This is a genomic window from Novipirellula artificiosorum, from assembly GCF_007860135.1.
GTDB lineage: Bacteria > Planctomycetota > Planctomycetia > Pirellulales > Pirellulaceae > Novipirellula_A > Novipirellula_A artificiosorum.
Window position 1 is genome coordinate 68,651 of record NZ_SJPV01000009.1, and the last position, 19,215, is coordinate 87,865.

Genomic DNA, 19,215 nt, shown 5'->3' on the forward strand with positions numbered 1-19,215 from the left:
AACCGGCCCTACTCCGAACGCCTACTCGCAATCCAAGCTGAGTCGGAATACTAGGGCTGATTCGTTAATCCGGGATCGTCGCCATAGCCGAGTCCTGGGCCATCCAGCAGCCGGGTGGGTACCTCGCCGCCGCGCACCTCGAAGAAATCACGGAACTTGCCAAGCCATCGCTGGTTGGCTGCTGGCGCATACTGCCGACCATTGCTTTCGATTGCCGTCACCCCTGGGATGTGGGCGGCGAGCGATGCCGAATGCAACAGCGAGGCGCCGACGCACGTCAGGTCTTGCACGCATAAGAACAGCTTTTCGTGGCGAGCGACCGCACCAAGCAACAGCGCTTCGGCATGTCCCTTGCAAGCCTTTAATGCGATACCACTGTAGCCCTGTGAAATGGCGGTCCGCAGACTGCGCAAGTTCACCAACGATTCATCAATCACCACCGGCAAGCGTTCGCGAACGCGATGCATCGTGATCGTTGGCAACCGATCCAAGTCGCGATGGGTGGGTTGCTCAATGTAGGCGATCGCTTGTAGCGAATCAGGTTGCACACGCGTGATTTTGTCGAGTACCGCTAAGACGTAATCCTCGTCCTCACATTTTTCGTTAAAATCGAGTGAAAACGCCCATGATCCAGGGCGAGCCTCGGTGGCCACGCGATACGTTTCGGCAATCCGGTTTGTATCCCAGTCCGAGTCATCCCCGTTGAGCTTGATTTTCAGATGGGTCAAGCCATCGCGAGTGATCCAATCGGTCAGCGTTTCCGGCAGACCATCGCCAACCGGCGTGTGGACATCCGCATTCGTCAAGGGATCGAGCGCACCGACCAAGTGATAAAGCGGCATCGAGTCAACTGGTTGGGAAGCGATCAGGTCGCCAAGGTAAATGTCCTTGTACGAGGCTTCACCTAAGTAGTGTGACAGATCGTGCTTCAAGTGATCCCGCGTCAATAAGGCGTAACTGCTGCAACCCGCCGCCTTGCCATGCGCGTCGAAGAGCGCCGCCTCAATGGGGGAAGCAGCCAATAGCAGCACCAAATCGGGGATCGGTTCCGTCAGCCCGCGTTCCGCAGCCAACTCCGCGGCCAAACGTGTCCGCGTCGCCGTCATTGCGTGACAAAGGTCCAAAGGATGTCCCGACATCTCGCTGTCGTTAAACGCTCGGGCCAATCGGTGGCAAAGTTCGACCACGATTTCCAATTTGGCAGTGTTGGAAATGTCGGGACTTGGCCAAGCCCACGCAACGCCCATGGTCATGGAACCAAGGCCGCGAGCGTTCGCAACGCGGCTGGCTGCGTCGCAATCGACCGAAAGAACGGTGACATCGGTAACCACACGACCACCGAACTTCATTGGAGTTCGATAGTCGTACGTCTCGCTTCGCACCTGCAGTTCGAAGCGGATCAAATCAGTGCTGAATGTGTTTGCCATGGCGAAGATTGTAGCAACAATTCTCGCCGGTGGAAAACGCCGTCGTTCGTCCGAACGGTATCAGACCAAGTTTTTGCGAACGGCCCAAACAGCGGCTTGCGTGCGATCGCTTACACCGATTTTGCGAAGGATGTGCTGGACGTGTTCCTTGACCGTCTCGTAGCTGATCCCCAACATCTTAGCGATTTCTTTGTTGGTCAAACCGAGAGCCATCTGGCGAAGAACTTCGCTTTCTCGCTGCGTCAGCGGCACTTCAATGTCGGTGCTCAGCCGTGGGGTGGCAAGTGCACCGGTTACTCGTCGTAGTTCCTCGCGAGTCCAGGCCGATTCACCAGCGAACGCCAGTTGAAGCGCATCGATCAATCGTTCGCGAGGCGCCGACTTCAGTACGAACCCGGCAGCGCCCAAGGCTACGGCTCGAGCAATGTAGGTCGGATTGTCGTAGGCTGAGTAAAGAACGATCGGGAGCTCGGCATGGTCGAGCTTAATGCGGCCGAGTGCGTTGAGCCCATCGCCCCCTTCCATACGAATGTCCATCAAAATGGCGTCGGGTGAAAGCTTCTCAACTTGGCTCAACGCTTCCGCCGTGCTGGCCGCTTCCCCCACGATCTTCATGTCGGTGTCTTCAAGCATCATCCGAAGCCCAATGCGAATGACTTCGTGATCGTCGACAATCAAGAGATTCTTAGTCATTTCTATTTTCCTGTAAGAGTGAGAGGATGGAAGTGGATTTCCGCGACGCTGACGCCCCTCTGTGGGATGTCATTTTAGTAGCCCGTCTAGTGGATGCGAATCCAAAAAGTGAAGGGTGCGTCGAATCGCCCTCCCCAGACAAATGTTCAAATCCGCTTCTGGCATACCGACCCATTGTAGTCGCGTTCGCTAAAAAGTGTATTCATTTCGACTGCGCTTTTCTGCGGAGGGGTCTGGGAACACCAGGTCCCTTGAACAATGGTCATTGTGACTACCAAGTGAGGGGGAGGAAAGTGGGCGGTTCCCGCCAATGGGGTTGAAAGGGGGTAAATAGGGCCCTTCTGCTTCAATATGCCGCAGGGGAAAAGCGGTCTCGTCGTGAGTTTGGCCTTCGGGTCGCTGTTTCAGACGGGCTCATTTCTTATTTGGGGGGGATCGAATACCTTCGTCCGAAGCCAAGCAGTGCCGCTCTCAAGGCATGCCTCGCTTTGGGGGAGGAAGGGCTAAGCTGCGGCGGAATCTCCTCTACCCACCACGGGGATCGTTTTGTTAAACCCGGCGAGCGGACTTTCCCACATTTTCCCAGTGTTTTTTTGAGCCAAATGCTGCTGCCCACCCGCCTGACCCGATACGTCCTGTTCGAAATCCTCAAGATTTTCATCGTTGCGGTGATCGCGATGACGATGTTCATTTTGATGATTGGGGTGGGTCGGGAGTTGCTTCGCCGCAATCTCGGGATTGTCTCGGTGGTTCAACTGCTTCCCTACGTCTTACCGATCGCGCTGCAGTTTTCGTTTCCCGCGACGGCGTTGTTTTCGGTTTGCTGTGTGTACGGGCGGATGGCAGCCGATGGTGAGGTTTCGACCGTCAAAGCCTCCGGGATTTCGCCGCTGAAGGTGCTTCAGCCGGCATTGATTTTTGCAGCCCTGCTGAGTCCCCTGTCCGTTTACGTGTCGGATCTTGCTGTTTCGTGGGGCAGGCCAGGTATCAATCGAGTGGTTCTGATGTCGGTCGAAGACATTGCCTATCGAGTGCTGCGAAGCCAGCATTCGTACACGTCGGACCATGGTTTTTCGATTCATGTCCGTGACGTCCAGGGTCACAAGCTGATTCAACCGACCGTTACGGTCCACAACACGGGATCTGCCGGGCCGATGAAATTGACCGCTTTTAGCGGGGAGCTGAGTCTTGATCCAGAAACCTATCATCTTGTTTTGAAAGTGGTGGATAGCCAGATCGAGACGGGACAAGGCATCCAGGGAATTGTCCCCGGTGAGCAGGAGTACAAGATTCCGCTGGCCGAAGCGATGATGGATCGGTCGCCGGAACACCGTAGCCCCAGTTCGTTGCCCTTGAGGCTGATTCGAACCGAGCGTCTGCATCAAGATGCGCGGGCTCACGCGGCGGCGGGTGAGTTGGCAGCTCACGTTGGGTTCTCGATTCTGAGTTCGAGAAGTGAAGAGATCGCCGGGGGGGCTGGCCAAGCGATCGAGCATACGTTGCGGACGAGCCGCAAACGGTTGACGCGATTGCACACTGAGCCGTGGCGCCGATGGGCCGAAGGATTTAGCTGTTTCTTCTTTGTGGTGGTCGGAGCGCCGCTGGCGATGATCGCCCGAACCAGTGATTATTGGACGACCTTTGGGATCTGCTTCTTGCCGATCCTGATCACCTACTACCCGCTGTTTATCTTCGGGCTTGAACAAGCGAAGGACGCAACGATTCCGCCGTATGGCGTCTGGCTCGGCAACATCGTGTTGGCCGTGATCGGTACCGCGTTGATCGTCCGAGTCAGACGGTATTGAAATCCGAATGGGGTAACGTCTCCTGCGCCCGTTCGAGTTGGCGTGCGGAGGCGAAACAGGGATGCGTTGCCAACAGCAAGGGAAGCATCGGGGGAGTGGAATCCGCCAATTCCCCTAGTTTCGCGTCGTCGATTTCGCGACCACTTCGAGCCTGCAAAATCGCTTGGTTCAATTGGACGCCGAATGGCCCGTAGGGATATTGCTGTATATCCAATTCCGCACGTCGGCTGAAGTAGCGATCGGCATTCAGCGCGTTGCCAAAATCGACACCTTCATGTTCCGCTGCTGCCATGGCAAATTGACGTTGGGACTCATACAAGTCAATCAGCAACCCTTTCGCAAACAAGCTCTCGCCGTGACGAGATCGAATACGTTGCGCATCGGTCAGCGCTCGGCGAATACTGCCAGAGTGCCAATACGCCCGCGCCTGGTCGACTTTCGCGATCACCGACAGCGGATTCAGTTGTGTCGCTTCGCGCAGAAATTGGAGCGCCGGGTTTGTCCGACCCTTGGTGAGTTCGAGCAGTCCGAGTTGGTGGCGAATTTGCCAATGATTTGGGGCATCGACCAGCAGCGTCCGCAAGATCTCCGTGGCCTCATCGTACCGAAACTGCGTTTGCCATTTCAACATGGCGTTGGCCAATCGGGCATCGACATTTTGAGGTTCCAACGCCACCGCTTCGCTCACCGCCTGGCGAGCTTGTCGGATCAATTCGATCGATTCATCCGGTGTGGTTTGTGCCGCGAGCATGATCGATGTCAAGCCAAGTCCCGCCAAGGGCGCGGCGAATAATTCGTCCTGGCTGTGGGCAGAATGAAAACACTTCAGCGCCTGACGCAAGCCTTCGGGGCTGTCTGGATCGGACCGCGCCGAACCATCGACGAGGCATTTAAACGCGCTCACGCTTGGGCGCTGCGCCCCTTGGTCGGTCGATGTCAACGATCGTTCAAGCGCCGTTGCGATTTCCGAAGCAAACCGCGCCTGCTTCAGCAGGCTTTCACCGGTTTCCGAATAGAAACTGTCGCCCCACAGTTGCCAGCCGGTCCGCGAGGAGACAATTTGCAGGCTGATTTCATCGTACGTCTTGGTTCCCCGAACGATTTGCTGGAACGTCCCGGTAACCAAGGCATCGACGCCAAGTTCGTCACCGACTTGCATGTACTGTTCACGCGTGTTGGCAACGAGAGGGCGGAAGGGGGTCACGCTGACATCGGACATGCGGCTCAGCTCATCCACAAGCAGAGCGGCCAGTTGATCGCCACGAAAGATGGCCCGATCACCGACCGGTTGCCCTTGCGTTCCCTGGGCCAGCGTCGCCGAAGGATCTTTCTTGTCGGTAAACGATAACACGGCTAACGAGCCGATCGAGCGAAGGGAATCGCCTCGATTGGCGTCAATGACGGCGGCCGCCAATGCCCCAAGCAATCCACCGCCGACCCATTCGACAAACCTGCGACGTGTGTATCCCTTAAACGCATCCTGTTTATTTGCTTCCGATGCGATCGCTGTTGGCGGCTGCCGAAGTCGCTGCACCACCTCTGCGGCCGAGCTGGGGCGATCGGCCGGGTCCTTTTGCAAACACTGTTCAATCAATCGTGCCAGCGGCACATCCTGACAACGCCGAGTAGGGTCCGGTTGAGGTGTGCTTTCCAGCGTCGACGCAAAACGGGCGGTTGCCGTTTCGCCTTCAAACGCGCGCTGCCCATAAAACGCTTCGTGAAGCAAACAGCCCAGCGAAAACAAGTCGGCAGCAGGTCCTGCTTGCTCGCCTCTCGCTTGCTCGGGTGCCATGTAGCCGGGGGTTCCCATGACCACGCCCTCGCGAGTTTGCTCGCCCGTTGTCTTGCCGAAAAGATGGCCCTCGGCGCGGGAAAGCCCAAAGTCAAACAGCTTCACTCGAGGGCCAAGTAACGAGGCGGAGCTCGTCGAATCCGAGCCGCCGCTGACCGACTCACTCGCTCGCCCCAGCACCATAATGTTGTTGGGTTTTAGATCCCGATGCACGACCCCGCTCGCATGTGCTGCGGTCAGAGCGTCTGCGATTTGAATCCCAATCGAGCGAACCTCTTCGATCGTCAGACGCGACCGGCTGAGGAATCGGTCGAGCGTTTCACCCTGCAGAAACTCCATCACGGCGTAGGGCGAGGAACCCACGATGCCGACGTCAAACAACTCGACGATATTGGGGTGACTAATCGCCGCAACCGCGCGGGCTTCACGCTGAAATCGTTCACCGAGCTTTTGGTGTTCTTCACCCTCGATCGCCATCATCTTGATCGCAACCTTTCGATGCAGTCGCGTGTCCGTCGCGGAATAGACGACTCCCATCCCACCACGCTCGATCATCGACGCGACCACATACGGGCCGATTTGGGTCCCTGAGGTCGGCAACGCCCGATCCGAGACCGTAGCTCCGTCGGCGATCGTTCGGTCGGATCGGTGCGAGTGACTTTCCTCAATCTCCTGTTTCACCGCTTCGAGCTCCTCACGCAACAACCCGGCATGGATCTCGCGATGGGCGCTGACGACCTCATCGATCGAGAGCGCATTGCCGCTGCGGAGAGACGATTCAAAGTCGAGACAAATCGCATCGAGTTTCGTCAATTCGCTAGCCGACAAATTGCGAAGTTCCATAACCTAGGTCCGCGATACGTAAGAAACGGCCTCCAACTGCGTGAACGCAGCACTCCATCGATGCTTCAATTGGAACCTTTTCGCCGAACGATGTCCAGTGAAGGGGCCGACCCCGTCATTCCAGGGAATCTTCGGCTTCCTTGGCCTCCGACCAGATACGGCGAATCAGCTGCAAACGCCGCTCAACCGCACGTTTGCTCAAGTCCAACCGTTCGGCAATCTCGTCGACTAAAAAACCATCCATCCGCATGATGGCGATCTGTTTGATCTGTTCGTCCCCCAATTGGTCGAGCAGTGTTTGGCACGCTTCGGCGAGTTCTGCACTCAACTCGGGCGAGGGTTCGCCCCCTGCAACGCTGCCGATTCCCAATTGCCGATCATCGGAATGCGCATCAACGAACACCGATTCACCACGGATGTTGCCGCCACCCCGCTTTTGGCGAGTGTGATGGCGAAGGTGTGCGTTGACTTTGCGGGACGTCAACGTGATCAACAATCCCCACAAATTCTCAGGTGCCTTCAAGTCGGGGAACTGGTCACGTCGGACACCCGCAATGAAACTCTGAAACGCGGCGATCGCAATGTCTTCTTCGTCTGCGGTGCGTCTTAAGTTGGTGGGCATGCGTTTGGCTGCCAATTGCACCAGTGATTGGTAGTAGTCATGCCACAACGTGGCGATCGCGTCGTCATCGCCATGGCGAACACGCTCGATCAACTCAAGGAACTGTTGGCGCGGCTGGTCCATCGTTATTTCAGCACCGTTGCGACAAAGGTGGTTTGAGTGCTCTCGTCGATGCCCGATGCGATCGCCCCAGGATCGAAGTGAGTGCGACGCGCAAAGCCCAAGGCACACGATTCTCCGCCGCCAGTGCTTGCAACACTTGTCAGGCGGCCGACGGTCTTTCCATCACTCTGCAGCGTGGTGGAGGGTGCTGGGGATGCTCCTTCGATAGACCAGCGAACCAACTTGCGTTGAACTTGACCCATCGCGTCAAGCCGAGCCACGGTTTCCTGACCAAGGTAACAGCCTTTGGTGAACGATAGGGTTTCTCGATCCCGATTGATTTCCTGTGGCAAATTGCTTTCGTCAATGTCGATGCCATACCACGGAAACCCGCGCTGAGTCCGTAACCGATGGAAGCAGGCTTCCTCGTGCATCTCAAACCCCAGCTTTTGCAACTCATCCGAGGCGACGGCCGCGTCGCCAGCGGCAACAAGCATCAAGCGACTGTCGTCCGCGAGCCAACGAACGTCAACAAGCTGCGCATCGATACCGCCAATCGATACCGTTGTTGCGTCCAAGGGGTCGTTAGGCGAGTTCGAGCCGTCGGCCGTTGTCCGTCCTTCGGACCCGCTGGCTCCCCCCGGTCCGACGTCAAGCGACTTTGCTTCCATCGCTTTGAGAACCGCCGCCGATGACAACAAAAAATACTTGAAGTCTTCGTCGCGAATCTTGGGGATTGCATCTTCGCGGATCGTGTAGCGGTCGACATGGGCGGCGATGCGCTGCGATTGTCCCACTGCTCCGATCATGCGAAAGGCGTTTTCTTGACGAAACACATGCACATGGCCAACGGTTTTCCCGCGGACGTCCGTGATGAAACTCTCGTGTCCTTGCCCCTGGTTCAGCGACAGAACCTCTTGGGTCGTTAAGTTGTTGACAATCGCCGGCGCATCGGCACCAACCACGTCGATGACGGAAACGGCGGGCAGGACATAATATTCGGGTGTACTCATGAGGCCAGCATAACAGCGGCAACCGACTCGCAAAAGCGAGGCAAATGAATACGAAAGATTCGTCTCAATGCCTTAACGGTTGCCGATACCAAAACGATCGCCAATACGCTTGGTCGGTCGCATAGACATCGACTTGATCCGATCCGGGAATCAACTGCGGTTCGATCTCAAAACGCCGCATTTCTCGAAGGTAATGCTCATTTGGCTGAAAGCCGGGCATGTCAAATCGCTTGCGAATTCGCAGTTGGTCGGCCGCTTGGTCAATCGTGCGAAGCAGTTCTTGATAGTCGACGTCATCGGTGTTTGTGAAAACCGGGCGACCACACAGCTGCAAGCCACCGGCCGATTTCGCCAAGGGAGCTCGCAACAAAATCGACAACTCGGGGTTCGTTAAGTTGCATCGCGATTGTGGAACCATTGGGTGTTGCCACGGCGCGTTGGCCAAGTAGGGTGGCAGCTTGTTGTCTTTGGGGCCAAAATGGGTGTGGAAATCAACGTAGTGTTGATGGGGCCGTTGAATCGGCGCAACATGATGACACTCGCCGCAGCGCCGCGACAGCATTTCGTACGGCAACTCCACGGCAACCGCACCGCTGCCCAACGCCGCATAGGTCCCTGGGTAGGGCGCGCTGGTGTCGATCCACAAACGAATCAATTTGCGTTGCGGATCGGTCAGTTTTGCGTCGTGATGGGACCCATCGATCAATTGCATCAACCGGCTCGCTGAACTTCCAATGGTTCGAGGTGCTTGCAGCGAATAGGGGTTGTTGCGACCGTCGGCGACAAGCCCCAGTTTGGTGAGGGTCCAATAACTCACGGAGAACACGGGAGTGTGATCGCCACTGAGATCGATTTGCCCTTCAAAGGCTTTCGCATTGTGGCAGGTGGCACAGTGCTGGTCGAGAATCGGTTGAACATCGCGAACGAAATCGATCACGTCAGGCACATCGTCGATCGGCTGGATTTTCTGTGCAGGCTTCGCCAGGGCAGCTAACCGGCGATCGGGCGGTGAGGTTTCGGAGCGATGCTCGTGGCAGCCGACACAGCCAACGGTTTCGCCTGGTTGAAGCGTCATGAAGCTTTGCATTCGGCGAACGGAAAGGTCGTTTTCATCGAGTGCGACGAAGAACAGCGACCGCAAGGCCGGTAGCTCGATCGACGCGGACCCGTCCGGTTCGACGGGGACCGTGCCCAAAATGCGAGCCAACGTAAAGGTCCCACCGATGCTGATGGGATCCTGGCCACCCGAGAAATTGACCGGTTTGGGCAATTGCTCGAGCACGAGCAGTTTCTTGATCTGCCCCACGGCCAACTCACCCATGGATCGTCCGTGGTAGATGTCGGCGAGCACGACATGGGCGGTCGGTTCGTCCAGATCCACCTGCGGCGCGATGACCGGTTCACGAGGTCTTGCCAGAATCGGGCGAGGTTCGTGGCATTGCATCGAACCGTCCGATTCCGAGACGCGGTAGATCGCTTCGGTGTTTCCATCACGATCCATCACGTGGATTCCTTTGGCGTCGGCCACCAAAAAACAGTTCTCGTCCATTCCGTAAGGGTCACGGAAGAGCTGATTGCCTTGACTCACTTGGCGTACCATCGAGGACACATCGGGGCCTCCCCGAAGGTCAACGACCGCGACCGACCCCATGTGTTCAGGGCGTCCATGGCCCGGCGAAAAGGAAGCAACGATTTTGTCGCTCGAGCGAATCGGTTTCGCATCGAGCATCGCAACCCCGCCTTGCTGATTTCCAAAGCTGACCATCTGTCCGGTTCCATCAGGATTGGTCGTCCAAAGATGGTGGAAGTGGACTTGGCTTCGGTCCACATACTCCCAACGCATGTACAACACGCGACCGTCCGGGAGCGTCCAAGGTGTGTTGTCATGATCGTTGTTGCTCGACAGCATGCGGATGTTGCTGCCGTCGGCATCGCAACGATAAAGGGTGGTCACACGCGTGATCCAACAATTCACCATCCGTCGACAGCGACTCGAACCAAACACAATCCCGCCATCAGGAAGGTAAGTGGGTTCGATGTCATCGTCTGGCCCAAACGTCAATTGTCTCAGCCCGCTACCGTCGGTCTGGATCTCGTAAAGATGGTAAGTCGGGGTGCCCCCTTTTCGATAGGAGAACAGGATTTTATCACCATCGTAGTGCAATTGCGGATCACGCACGCCACCGAGTGGATCGTCAAGCAGCACATTGAGTTTCCCACTTCGCAGGTTGAGCCGACAAAGTCGCCCACCCTCGCCAAACCCCATCTTCTCGGGTTCATTGCAGTAGTAACCAAAGTTGACGTACCAATGATCGTTGCACGCAATGCGCATTGCGAAGACGATCTCGTCGACTTCGCTGAGTGGGCCGTCAAGCATCGATTGCAGCAGCGGGCCGGGTTGAAACGAATCCGGTTGTGGGGCGAGCCAAGTGGATTCCGCGCCATAGGAAGCTGCCAACGTGAAACCAAGGAACAAGGCGAGGCAGCAAGCGGTGCTTGATCGCATCATGACGTTTTCTCTCTCGGCGTGGCCCGCGGCAAGACGTCGCATTGCTTGGCGATGCAGATCGCGAGGTCAGCCGGACGTTGCTGGGAAAAAGGCGGGAGGGGAGCACGGAAGGGGCACCCGCATTGTATCGTCGTGCGACACCCGATCGCAAGGTAATTCGAAGGAATCGCAGCGCGAATCGGATCGTTACGCTTTCGCACGCTGGGTCGACGTGATAAGAACTCTATGCCAGAGAAAGCCTGCGCTTTTTCTAAAACAGCCCCCCCTCCCCCCCTCCTGAGGAAATGGTGAGTCATGAGAAGCCTTTGTCTTTTTCGTTCTAGCCTTATCGGGGCGACGGTTTTGTTGTTGTCGTTCGTCGTCAACGCACAGGAAGTCCGTCACGAGATCCATTTTCCTGATTTGCCTGGCTACCAGACGTTGAAGTGCGACTTTCACATGCATACCGTTTTTTCGGATGGGAATGTTTGGCCAACGGTGCGAGTGGAAGAAGCGTGGCGCCAAGGCCTTGATGCGATTGCAATTACGGATCATCTCGAGTACCAACCCAAATCGAGCGACCTTCCCACCAATCACAACCGGCCCTACGAGTTAGCCAAACCAGCAGCCGATGCCTGCAGTCTGATTTTGATCCGCGGCAGCGAGATCACTCGAGACACGCCCCCGGGGCACTTCAACGGGATCTTCTTGAGCGATTCTCGGCCGCTCGATACGCCCGAGTTCTTCGATGCGGTGAAAGCGGCCAACGATCAAAATGCTTTTGTGTTTTGGAATCATCAAGGATGGAAAGGAGAGGAAAAAGGACGTTGGATGGAGGTACATACCACTCTGTTTGAAGCGAGCATGTTTCAAGGTATGGAGGTCGATAACAACAACAGCTACTTTCCCACGGCCCATCGCTGGTGTTTAGAAAAAGGACTGACCCTGCTTGGGAATTCGGATATCCACTCCCCCGACCTGATCGTCGAAAATCGATCGGACCACCACCGAACGATGACCTTGGTGTTCGCGGCCGAGCGAACCGCAGAGTCGATTCATGAGGCGCTGCGCGATCGCCGAACGGTCGTGTGGGGTCAAGGGCATTTGATCGGACGGCAAGAGCACCTCGAACCACTGTTTGACGCAGCGGTGAGCGTGACCCAGCCCATCGTGCGAATGGGGAAGCAGGTCACGTTGCAGATTCGTAATCAATGCGAAGCGGAAATCGTACTCGATCGCAGTGCCGGAAACGGTCCCCAGTCGATCAAGCTCTCGCCATGCGCGACCACACTTGTCACGTTCCGAACTCCTGACTCCGAGACCCCCCTTGAGCTCCACTACACGGCAAGCAACTTATTGATTGCACCCGAAACGGGGTTGCCGGTGACGCTGACGACCGAAGCATCATCGACCGATTTGTAGTGAGACGGATCCGCACACTCCAAGGATCGGCCAATCAAGAAGTCGCACACTGAGGTCGTGGGTTGATTCCAGATCTCGGTGCTGGGCGTTATTCAACAAATCGATTGCATTCGTGGTTGATTGAGCATTCCTTCGTGAAACCCGCTAGGTCGAATGGGATTGCGGTCGACGATTCAAGAGGTTTCGCAGGCTCGAAAGGAATGCGGCATGATTTTTGCCCCGGTTGTCTGCTGTTAAACAATCAAGAAACTTGCCGCGACTCCTCGATGAAGTCGCGGTTTCCATGCTGACATAAGGTTGAACAGAGTGAGCTTGCATCTATTGCTCGTGGATACCGACACGGATTTGTTGGCAACGCTTCAGCGGTACCTCGAGCGAGCGGGGTATCGGGTTTCGACGGCCGAGAGTGGTCCGCAGTGCGAAGAACAGATACGCGAGTGCCGTCCTGATGTCTTAGTCCTTGAACCGGCGTTACCCGATGATTGGGGCATCAAATTGCTGAAGCGATACAGTGACGCGAATGCATGGATCTCGGTTCCGGTCGTCGTGCTTTCGCGAAGGAGTCCCAAACATTTTTCGATCCAGATCGAGCCCTATCATGTCAAGCCGATCTCCATGAGTGTCTTGATCGAAAGCATTGAGAAAATGGCACACGGTTCCTTCTTGATGTGATTGTCCTGAACCCCGTATGATTTTCGCCTCGTATGATTTTCGAGCGTCGCCTTCCGCTCGATGCTAAGAACCTATCCGAAAACGGGTCTGACCCTATGTCGACCAACGTTTCGATTACTCAAAAACTCGTTGTTTTCCAATGGATTCGCTACCAAGAAGTTCAGACCAAGAGAGGGTCAGACCCCTTATCGGATAGGTTCTAAGTCACCTCTGCCATGGAATCGACCGGTTGCGTGCTGCTGGCTGATGGACGGCTGGCTCGTGATTGGCGTCGCGACCGAATCATTCGTTGGGTTCGATAAGTTGAAACCCGAATTCGCGGCGACCATCGGTCGGGGTCCAGACCTGCCTTCAAGCGTAAATGCCGAAAAAACTCGACCGGATCCTGCAGCGTCTCCCAAACATCTGGCAAAAACGTGGCAACATGGCCACCTAATCTCAGCACCACCCCATCGACACCGGGCTGGATGTACGCGATCACGTCGCCGAAGGATCGTGTAATCAAATGCCGCAGTGGACTCAAGACGGTGATCTGGATGATCAAGTCGTCGAATTCCGCTTGGTTCAAGGAAGGAAACCGGCCGTTGTTGAACGCCGCGCGCGACGCGTTGCAACTGACGTCTGAAATCAGAGGTACGGTTGCTTCGATGGATCCCGCCGATCCGCGTAGCTGCTCCTGAAGCCGAAGTGTCACGAACGAAGATTGCACGTGGCGAAGATCCTCGCTGTACGAGGCCACCTCGGGTTCCATGATCCGCCGTGTCTCCAAACCAATTTCGATGCTTTGTTCGGCAACATCCAGCAACGTTTGTTGGTCAGCATCCGTCAACAGGATCGATTCGGGGGAGCTTAACATTTCAAATTCTTCCCAACAATAATTCCGGTCCTAGGATCGAGGCGTTCGATCGCTAGCGATTTGGCTGTGGTACGACACCGCACATTCAGCGAGCAAAAATGGCACACAGCTGTATCGAAGTTCATTGTACAAAAACTGTCCGTTAAAAATACGGCAACTTGATGAATTAACGGTTTGCGTGATCCACGCAGCGGCGCACCAGCCGACTTGGATCGCAGTCGCGGCCGGAGATATCGAATGCAGCAAATGGCGTACCTTCAATCCGCCGTCGGACGAATGCCTCGTCCTTTGGCAGCTTTTTGATCCTGCCCCATCCACTGGATCTTTGGGTCATCGAATGCAGGCTGGCTCTGCTGCGGGGGACGTTCGATAAGCAACTTTCGGATTTCACCCTGCCGCGAGGAGGTCGTGCAGTTTTAAGCTCTAACGACTGGAGTGTTTAGGTATCCAACCCCCCCTGCCCACGCGGAGGTCGTCCGGTTTTTAAGTTGTGACGAACACAGTGTTTCGGTATCCAACTACCCCTGCCCGCGCAGCGCTCGTTGTACCGCGCATCTCGGGTGGTGTCTAATACATCTGCGGGGTAGCTGACGAGATTTCGCTCTGGTCTTTCGACAAACCGCTGCGAATGATTGTTGCCTTGCGGTCCGCGCTGGTGCTGCGAACATGGGGAAGCCTGTTGCACGGAGGTGCGGTTCATGGGTGCGGTGGCTCTCGGACTCCTCGGTCAAAAAACCGGCTCATCCGACCGAAGCGCGCGGAACCCAGACTCAAGGTTTTTTGGAGGTATGGCTCCGGTGTCCAATGATCTCTGTCCAATGATCTCTTAGAAAAGAGTCCCCGACGGTCGGTCGTCCGCCGGGAACCGGTAGCACCCTTGGCGCACCGTCGACCGGGATATCCCTTGTCAAGTTGCACCTCTGCAGAGCTCGACTCCGTCAGCAAGGATCGGTCCAACGATCTGAGTGATCCTGACCAGCCGCCCAAACCCAAAAACCGACGTGGGCAACAACCCGGTCGTCCCGCTCCCAATCGACGAGACTACTCTCACTTGCCCGAGCGTGAGCAACTCATTGAATTGCCCGAGGACGCAAAAGTCTGTGCATGCTGCGGCGAGCCACTGGTAGGTCTCGGGCAAAGTGATCCCTGCGAGCAGATTGAAATCGAGACGATCCTTTACCGTCGAGTGGTTCGCCGTGGACGTTATCGCCGAACGTGTCAGTGCCATGCCCAGCCTCGAACGGTGACAGCCCCGTTGCCGCCAAAGCTGCTTCCCAAAAGCATTTTCGGCACGAGCCTATGGATTCATTTGCTGTTGGAGAAATTTCATTTACAGCGACCGACTCATCGCACGATTGAACAACTTGGGCTTCTTGGAGTCGACCTTGCAGCGGGAACCATTGCGGGTGGATTGAAGCGAATCGAGCCTCTGTTGACGCCTATCTATGACGCGATTTGCGATCGCCAGACGAAGTCAAACTACTTTCAGGCAGACGAGACGCGATGGAAAGTATTCGTTGAAAAGGCTGGGAAAACTGGGCATCTTTGGTGGCTATGGCTGTTCGCCGGTGAAGATTCGATCGCCTATGTGCTTGATCCAAGCCGCAGTCACGATGTTCCCCAGTCGCACTTGTCCGACGACGTGCAAGGCGTGCTGATGGTTGATCGCTACAGTGCTTACAAAGCGATCGAACAAGTCAAAGAGGGTCAGCTTGCGTTGGCGTTTTGTTGGGCGCATGTGCGTCGGGACTTTGTGAAAGTCGGCAAAGGCTATCCTGAGTTGGTGCCATGGGCTCTGCAGTGGCTCGGTCGTATCGCGGAGCTCTATCGACTCAATCGCGAGCGAGTGAAACACCCGATTGACAGCGAGCCATTCAGGGAAGCCGACGCAGCTTTGCGTCAGCACCTTGATTCGATGTGGGCTCAGCGGGACGTCGAACTATCGACTGAAAAGCTTCGCGATCCCTGCTGCAAAGTGATCACGAGCTTGCGAAAACACTGGGGTGGCTTGACGTTGTTCGTCGACGATCCACGGATTCCGCTGGACAACAACTACGGCGAACGTTTGATTCGCAATCCAGCATTGGGTCGTAAGAATTACTATGGCAGTGGAGCGGAGTGGTCAGGTCGCTTGGCAGTGATGATGTTCTCGATCTTCGCGACGCTTGCACTTTGGAAAATCAATCCCTACAAGTGGCTGAGTTGGTACTTCGAAGCGTGTGCAGAAAACGACGGCAAGATCCCCAGCGATCCGTCCTCCTTCTTGCCCTGGAATCTATCAACCGAACGCTTGTCCGAACAGCGAAGTTCGCCTGCAACCGCCTTGACGAGCGATACTTCGTAAATCATCCCGTCAACTCGGCGCCAAGTTGGCTCGATCGAGTCTCACCGCCCCCATCTCGACCAAAAGTGAACCGCTGGCCGTTGACGCTGCGCACAGCCTCCACACCTTCCGCGAATGTTTACACACCGAGCGACATAAGTCGTTGAAGGGAAAGAAGATAGGAGAAGTCGGGGCGACAAGATTTGAACTTGCGACCTCTGCGTCCCGAAGGTACGAGTGAGCAAACGCAAACACCGGAAAACGCCGAACAAAACGACGCACCAGCGAACCGTTACCACGACGGTTACACTCGGAAACAAACTTTGAGTGAACTTATCGAGGACTTACGAGAACAATTGACAGACGGAGAAATAGAAATACTTGCCCATGCATTGGCCGCTTCGCTCGGTTCTGACGCTCTCGGACGACTTGCCGACGCATTGAGCGAACAAGCCTAGGCCGAACGAATACGACGCGACACAGACGCTGCAACGGAACGCTGAAGGGAAATCATTGTTGTAGAAGGCTTCGCAACATGGCGGACGCAACGAACGCCGGTTTCATTGGACCGGGGGACTGTCGATTCTGGTGATGGTATGGCGGCATGGACCCCATGCCCCCTTCACATAAAAAAATGGTCGATTTAAGAACTCTGAAGCGACGATGCGTTTGCTCATGGACTAAGTAGGTACTACTTTGAGCCAAAGGTTGGGTTACTCCAAAGTGAACAGGCACGAAAACAACTATTGACCCCCATCCAATGCCGCGGCAGGTACTACAAAAACTGAGTAGCCGGGGGAGGGTGGCATGATGCGGGGCAGGTATCAACAGCTAGACCGCATGCCCACTTGCTTTTCTGTCGACAATAGTGAGGGGATTGCATCAATTGATGGAACTCGAAGGAATTGGGCAACAAGGGAACGCACCTGAGATCGCCGCATTATTGGCCGCCATGCCGAACGTTACAGGTCAAAGGTGTGCAACAGGACGCACCGACATGGATAACCAGCGGGGGATGTATCAACTGCCAGCGGACAGACCACTGGCAGCAAACCTGGGCTTGCCTTACTCGACAGGACCACCACCCGTGTGGAGCGGATTGGGTTTAGTTGGAAAGCCAACTTAGACGTACGTAGACGCGATACGAACGGCTCGCAGAACGAGCCAAGCCTTCCAATCCGGCATTGCCACGGTAGTGGTTTACCACCTATCACCGACCCCACCAAAGAGGACGGGCGACCCGAAGGACGCCCGTGATGAGAATCGATAGTTGCGCTAGTGCTACGCCGTCTGCTTTTGCCTTCGTCGGCGGATGCCACTAGCGACTAGGCCAAACGCACCGAATCCGAAAATGGCGAGCGAGGTGGGTTCTGGGACGCTGGCGTTCACGGCCTGGAGGGCGTATCCGTTAAAGTACCCCCCCCCGGCGATGGAAGTGAATCCGGTGCCGGTAGGGGCGTTGCTCACCAGACCGGAGCCATCGTATCCCCAGGCGGTGATAGAACCGTCGGCCTGGAGGGCGAATCCGGTGTAGTCCCCCGCAGCAATGGAGGTGAATCCGGTGCCGGTAGGGGCGTTGCTCACCAGACCGTAGCCATCGTATCCCCAGGCGGTGATAGAACCGTCGGCCTGGAGGGCGAATCCGTTGTAGTACCCCCCCCCGGCGATGGAAGTGAATCCGGTGCCGGTGGGGGCATTGCTCACCAGGCCGTAGCCATCGTATCCCCAGGCGGTGATAGAACCGTCGGCCTGGAGGGCGAATCCGTTGTAGTTCCCCCCAGCAATGGAGGTGAATCCGGTGCTGGTGGGGGCGTTGCTCACCACGCCGTTGCCATCGGATCCCCAGGCGGTGATCATCCCTGCCTTCACCTGCTCCGCCGAAGCGACTAGCATCGCCAAGCACGCAACCCCAAGTCTTATTTTAAGTGTCATTATTTTGCTCCAACACTAACACTAAATGTGTTCCGAAAATTGATTGTCGTGTCAAAAATTAGAATTCAACTAGACAACTTCAATCGGAACCTTCAGCAAGCAGATCGGTATTGGGCTGGGAATGAGCAGATTGCAATAGCTGACAAGCCATTGACAAAATTCGTCTTGAACGGACGGGTAGTCAAGGATACCGACAAAAACTGGGGGCGTGTTATCAACGCCAGCACTAGACTGACGACTCATGCCGAATGTCTGCTGCAAAGCACGAACAAGCTCCGGATCTTCTTCAGGATTTGTTATTGGCAACCTGCTCGCATCGACATTTGCGAACGAGTCCACTTCAAGCGGAGAAGTCATAATCCCCGCTGACGCGCTGCCTGCACCAGCGACCAGCGTCGCTAAGCAGACTATCACGATTGATGTGGACCTCTTCATTTCATGAGTCGGTGTGTTGTTAGGCTACAAAAACCACATATGCGAACCCGCTGCAATCCGTATTCCCAACCCCCGCTATCAGAATGTCGCTGCGACAATAGGTCACTCCTTGGACGGCAGTTTTACGGTAGTTTCTATGATTCCATTCACTGGATTAGTTTTCGATTCGCCTGGTCGGTGAAGATCGATTTGTGTTCTGTGCCGTTTGAACACATCGCAGCGTGCGAATGAGTGCGGGTGCACACACGGGCAAAGGCATATTTTGTCTTCGGCCGACAAGGGCAAGGAAATGGACAAATGGCCGGCGTCGTTTCCCTATCCGTGCCCATCACCCCGGGATTGTTCGAGCTGATGGAGGCTTGCAATCATTGAACGAAAGGGGATGGCCGGACTTGCTGCCCGTGGAGAGAGGATGGCCAATCAATGATGGCAATCTCATGCCCACTATGATCGTGGGAGTGTCTATTTCTAGACATGGGTGCAAAAGCGAGATCGCATGCCCGGTTACTTTTCTGTCCGTAAAATTGAGAGACGGTCTCCCCACGCACCGGGTTGGGTCCCTCTGACGTTTTGGTTTGCCCAGCGGTGAAGATAAGCCCACAATGAAGCAAACACAGTCCGTCGGCGTGATGGCGGGGGCCCGTGCGTGAAACCTTGAATTTTGCCAAAGTTAATGCAAGCTTGGGTAAGCGGCAATTGAAAGGTGATTGCCTGAGTTTTTGGCTACCCCCGGGCACTACCATGAAAACGCCAAGGTACTTTCGGGGACCTATTACAACCGAGCGGTGGA

Annotated in this window: 14 protein-coding genes; 5 read left to right on the top strand and 9 right to left on the bottom strand. The window is 55.8% G+C overall.

Features of this window, described 5'->3' with window-relative positions; genetic code table 11:
• Positions 1–50 precede the first annotated feature (50 nt).
• Positions 51–1,427: a mandelate racemase/muconate lactonizing enzyme family protein gene (locus Poly41_RS22275; RefSeq protein WP_146529059.1), complete on the bottom strand. Its 1,377-nt coding sequence runs from the start codon at positions 1,425–1,427 to the stop codon at positions 51–53.
• A gap of 60 nt (positions 1,428–1,487) precedes the next feature.
• The gene (locus tag Poly41_RS22280) at positions 1,488–2,120 is read right to left on the bottom strand and encodes a response regulator (protein ID WP_146529061.1); all 633 of its coding nucleotides are present in this window, start codon (positions 2,118–2,120) and stop codon (positions 1,488–1,490) included.
• A 602-nt stretch (positions 2,121–2,722) separates the two neighbouring features.
• Between Poly41_RS22280 and Poly41_RS22285 the strand changes: the two genes are divergently transcribed.
• Entirely contained in the window at positions 2,723–3,925 is a 1,203-nt protein-coding gene (locus Poly41_RS22285) for an LptF/LptG family permease (protein ID WP_231615853.1), read from the top strand.
• Here the strand turns inward: Poly41_RS22285 and Poly41_RS22290 are convergent.
• The 4 genes from Poly41_RS22290 to Poly41_RS22305 form a co-directional block, all read right to left on the bottom strand.
• Positions 3,912–6,560, bottom strand: a complete 2,649-nt coding sequence (locus tag Poly41_RS22290) for a serine/threonine-protein kinase (RefSeq protein ID WP_146529063.1) — start codon at positions 6,558–6,560, stop codon at positions 3,912–3,914. The two genes, Poly41_RS22285 and Poly41_RS22290, sit on opposite strands and share 14 nt — an antisense overlap.
• A gap of 115 nt (positions 6,561–6,675) precedes the next feature.
• Complete coding sequence (locus Poly41_RS22295) at positions 6,676–7,305, bottom strand: ECF-type sigma factor (protein ID WP_146529065.1); 630 nt, start codon at positions 7,303–7,305, stop codon at positions 6,676–6,678.
• Positions 7,306–7,307: 2 nt separating this feature from the next.
• The gene (gene ygfZ, locus Poly41_RS22300; protein ID WP_146529066.1) at positions 7,308–8,297 is read right to left on the bottom strand and encodes a CAF17-like 4Fe-4S cluster assembly/insertion protein YgfZ; all 990 of its coding nucleotides are present in this window, start codon (positions 8,295–8,297) and stop codon (positions 7,308–7,310) included.
• A 64-nt stretch (positions 8,298–8,361) separates the two neighbouring features.
• Positions 8,362–10,806, bottom strand: a complete 2,445-nt coding sequence (locus Poly41_RS22305; protein WP_146529069.1) for an HzsA-related protein — start codon at positions 10,804–10,806, stop codon at positions 8,362–8,364.
• 294 nt (positions 10,807–11,100) lie between these two features.
• On the opposite strand from Poly41_RS22305, the gene Poly41_RS22310 reads away from it, so the two are divergent.
• Both Poly41_RS22310 and Poly41_RS22315 read left to right on the top strand, forming a co-directional pair.
• Positions 11,101–12,207, top strand: coding sequence for a PHP domain-containing protein (locus Poly41_RS22310; RefSeq protein ID WP_146529071.1), 1,107 nt, complete (start codon positions 11,101–11,103; stop codon positions 12,205–12,207).
• A 312-nt stretch (positions 12,208–12,519) separates the two neighbouring features.
• On the top strand, positions 12,520–12,879 hold the full coding sequence (locus Poly41_RS22315; RefSeq protein WP_231615854.1) for a response regulator: 360 nt from the start codon (positions 12,520–12,522) through the stop codon (positions 12,877–12,879).
• Positions 12,880–13,078: 199 nt separating this feature from the next.
• Here Poly41_RS22315 and amrA read toward each other — a convergent pair whose 3' ends face one another.
• On the bottom strand, positions 13,079–13,735 hold the full coding sequence (amrA, locus tag Poly41_RS22320; RefSeq protein WP_146529075.1) for an AmmeMemoRadiSam system protein A: 657 nt from the start codon (positions 13,733–13,735) through the stop codon (positions 13,079–13,081).
• A gap of 904 nt (positions 13,736–14,639) precedes the next feature.
• On the opposite strand from amrA, the gene tnpC reads away from it, so the two are divergent.
• Positions 14,640–16,079, top strand: a complete 1,440-nt coding sequence (gene tnpC, locus Poly41_RS22325) for an IS66 family transposase (RefSeq protein WP_197231524.1) — start codon at positions 14,640–14,642, stop codon at positions 16,077–16,079.
• Between the two features lie 182 nt (positions 16,080–16,261).
• Positions 16,262–16,516 (top strand): hypothetical protein, encoded by a 255-nt coding sequence (locus Poly41_RS22330; protein WP_146529079.1) that lies wholly within the window; start codon positions 16,262–16,264, stop codon positions 16,514–16,516.
• 823 nt (positions 16,517–17,339) lie between these two features.
• Here the strand turns inward: Poly41_RS22330 and Poly41_RS22335 are convergent.
• Positions 17,340–17,990, bottom strand: coding sequence for a PEP-CTERM sorting domain-containing protein (locus Poly41_RS22335; protein WP_146529081.1), 651 nt, complete (start codon positions 17,988–17,990; stop codon positions 17,340–17,342).
• A 69-nt stretch (positions 17,991–18,059) separates the two neighbouring features.
• Entirely contained in the window at positions 18,060–18,425 is a 366-nt protein-coding gene (locus tag Poly41_RS22340; RefSeq protein ID WP_146529083.1) for a hypothetical protein, read from the bottom strand.
• Between the last annotated feature and the right edge of the window lie 790 nt (positions 18,426–19,215).

Excerpts from the sequence above, each read along its gene's own strand:
- Poly41_RS22275 (WP_146529059.1), bottom strand. The coding sequence starts at position 1,427 with ATGGCAAACACATTCAGCACTGATTTGATCCGCTTCGAACTGCAGGTG.
- Poly41_RS22280 (WP_146529061.1), bottom strand. The coding sequence starts at position 2,120 with ATGACTAAGAATCTCTTGATTGTCGACGATCACGAAGTCATTCGCATT.
- Poly41_RS22285 (WP_231615853.1), top strand. The coding sequence starts at position 2,723 with ATGCTGCTGCCCACCCGCCTGACCCGATACGTCCTGTTCGAAATCCTC.
- Poly41_RS22290 (WP_146529063.1), bottom strand. The coding sequence starts at position 6,560 with ATGGAACTTCGCAATTTGTCGGCTAGCGAATTGACGAAACTCGATGCG.
- Poly41_RS22295 (WP_146529065.1), bottom strand. The coding sequence starts at position 7,305 with ATGGACCAGCCGCGCCAACAGTTCCTTGAGTTGATCGAGCGTGTTCGC.
- ygfZ (WP_146529066.1), bottom strand. The coding sequence starts at position 8,297 with ATGAGTACACCCGAATATTATGTCCTGCCCGCCGTTTCCGTCATCGAC.
- Poly41_RS22305 (WP_146529069.1), bottom strand. The coding sequence starts at position 10,806 with ATGATGCGATCAAGCACCGCTTGCTGCCTCGCCTTGTTCCTTGGTTTC.
- Poly41_RS22310 (WP_146529071.1), top strand. The coding sequence starts at position 11,101 with ATGAGAAGCCTTTGTCTTTTTCGTTCTAGCCTTATCGGGGCGACGGTT.
- amrA (WP_146529075.1), bottom strand. The coding sequence starts at position 13,735 with ATGTTAAGCTCCCCCGAATCGATCCTGTTGACGGATGCTGACCAACAA.
- Poly41_RS22335 (WP_146529081.1), bottom strand. The coding sequence starts at position 17,990 with ATGACACTTAAAATAAGACTTGGGGTTGCGTGCTTGGCGATGCTAGTC.
- Poly41_RS22340 (WP_146529083.1), bottom strand. The coding sequence starts at position 18,425 with ATGAAGAGGTCCACATCAATCGTGATAGTCTGCTTAGCGACGCTGGTC.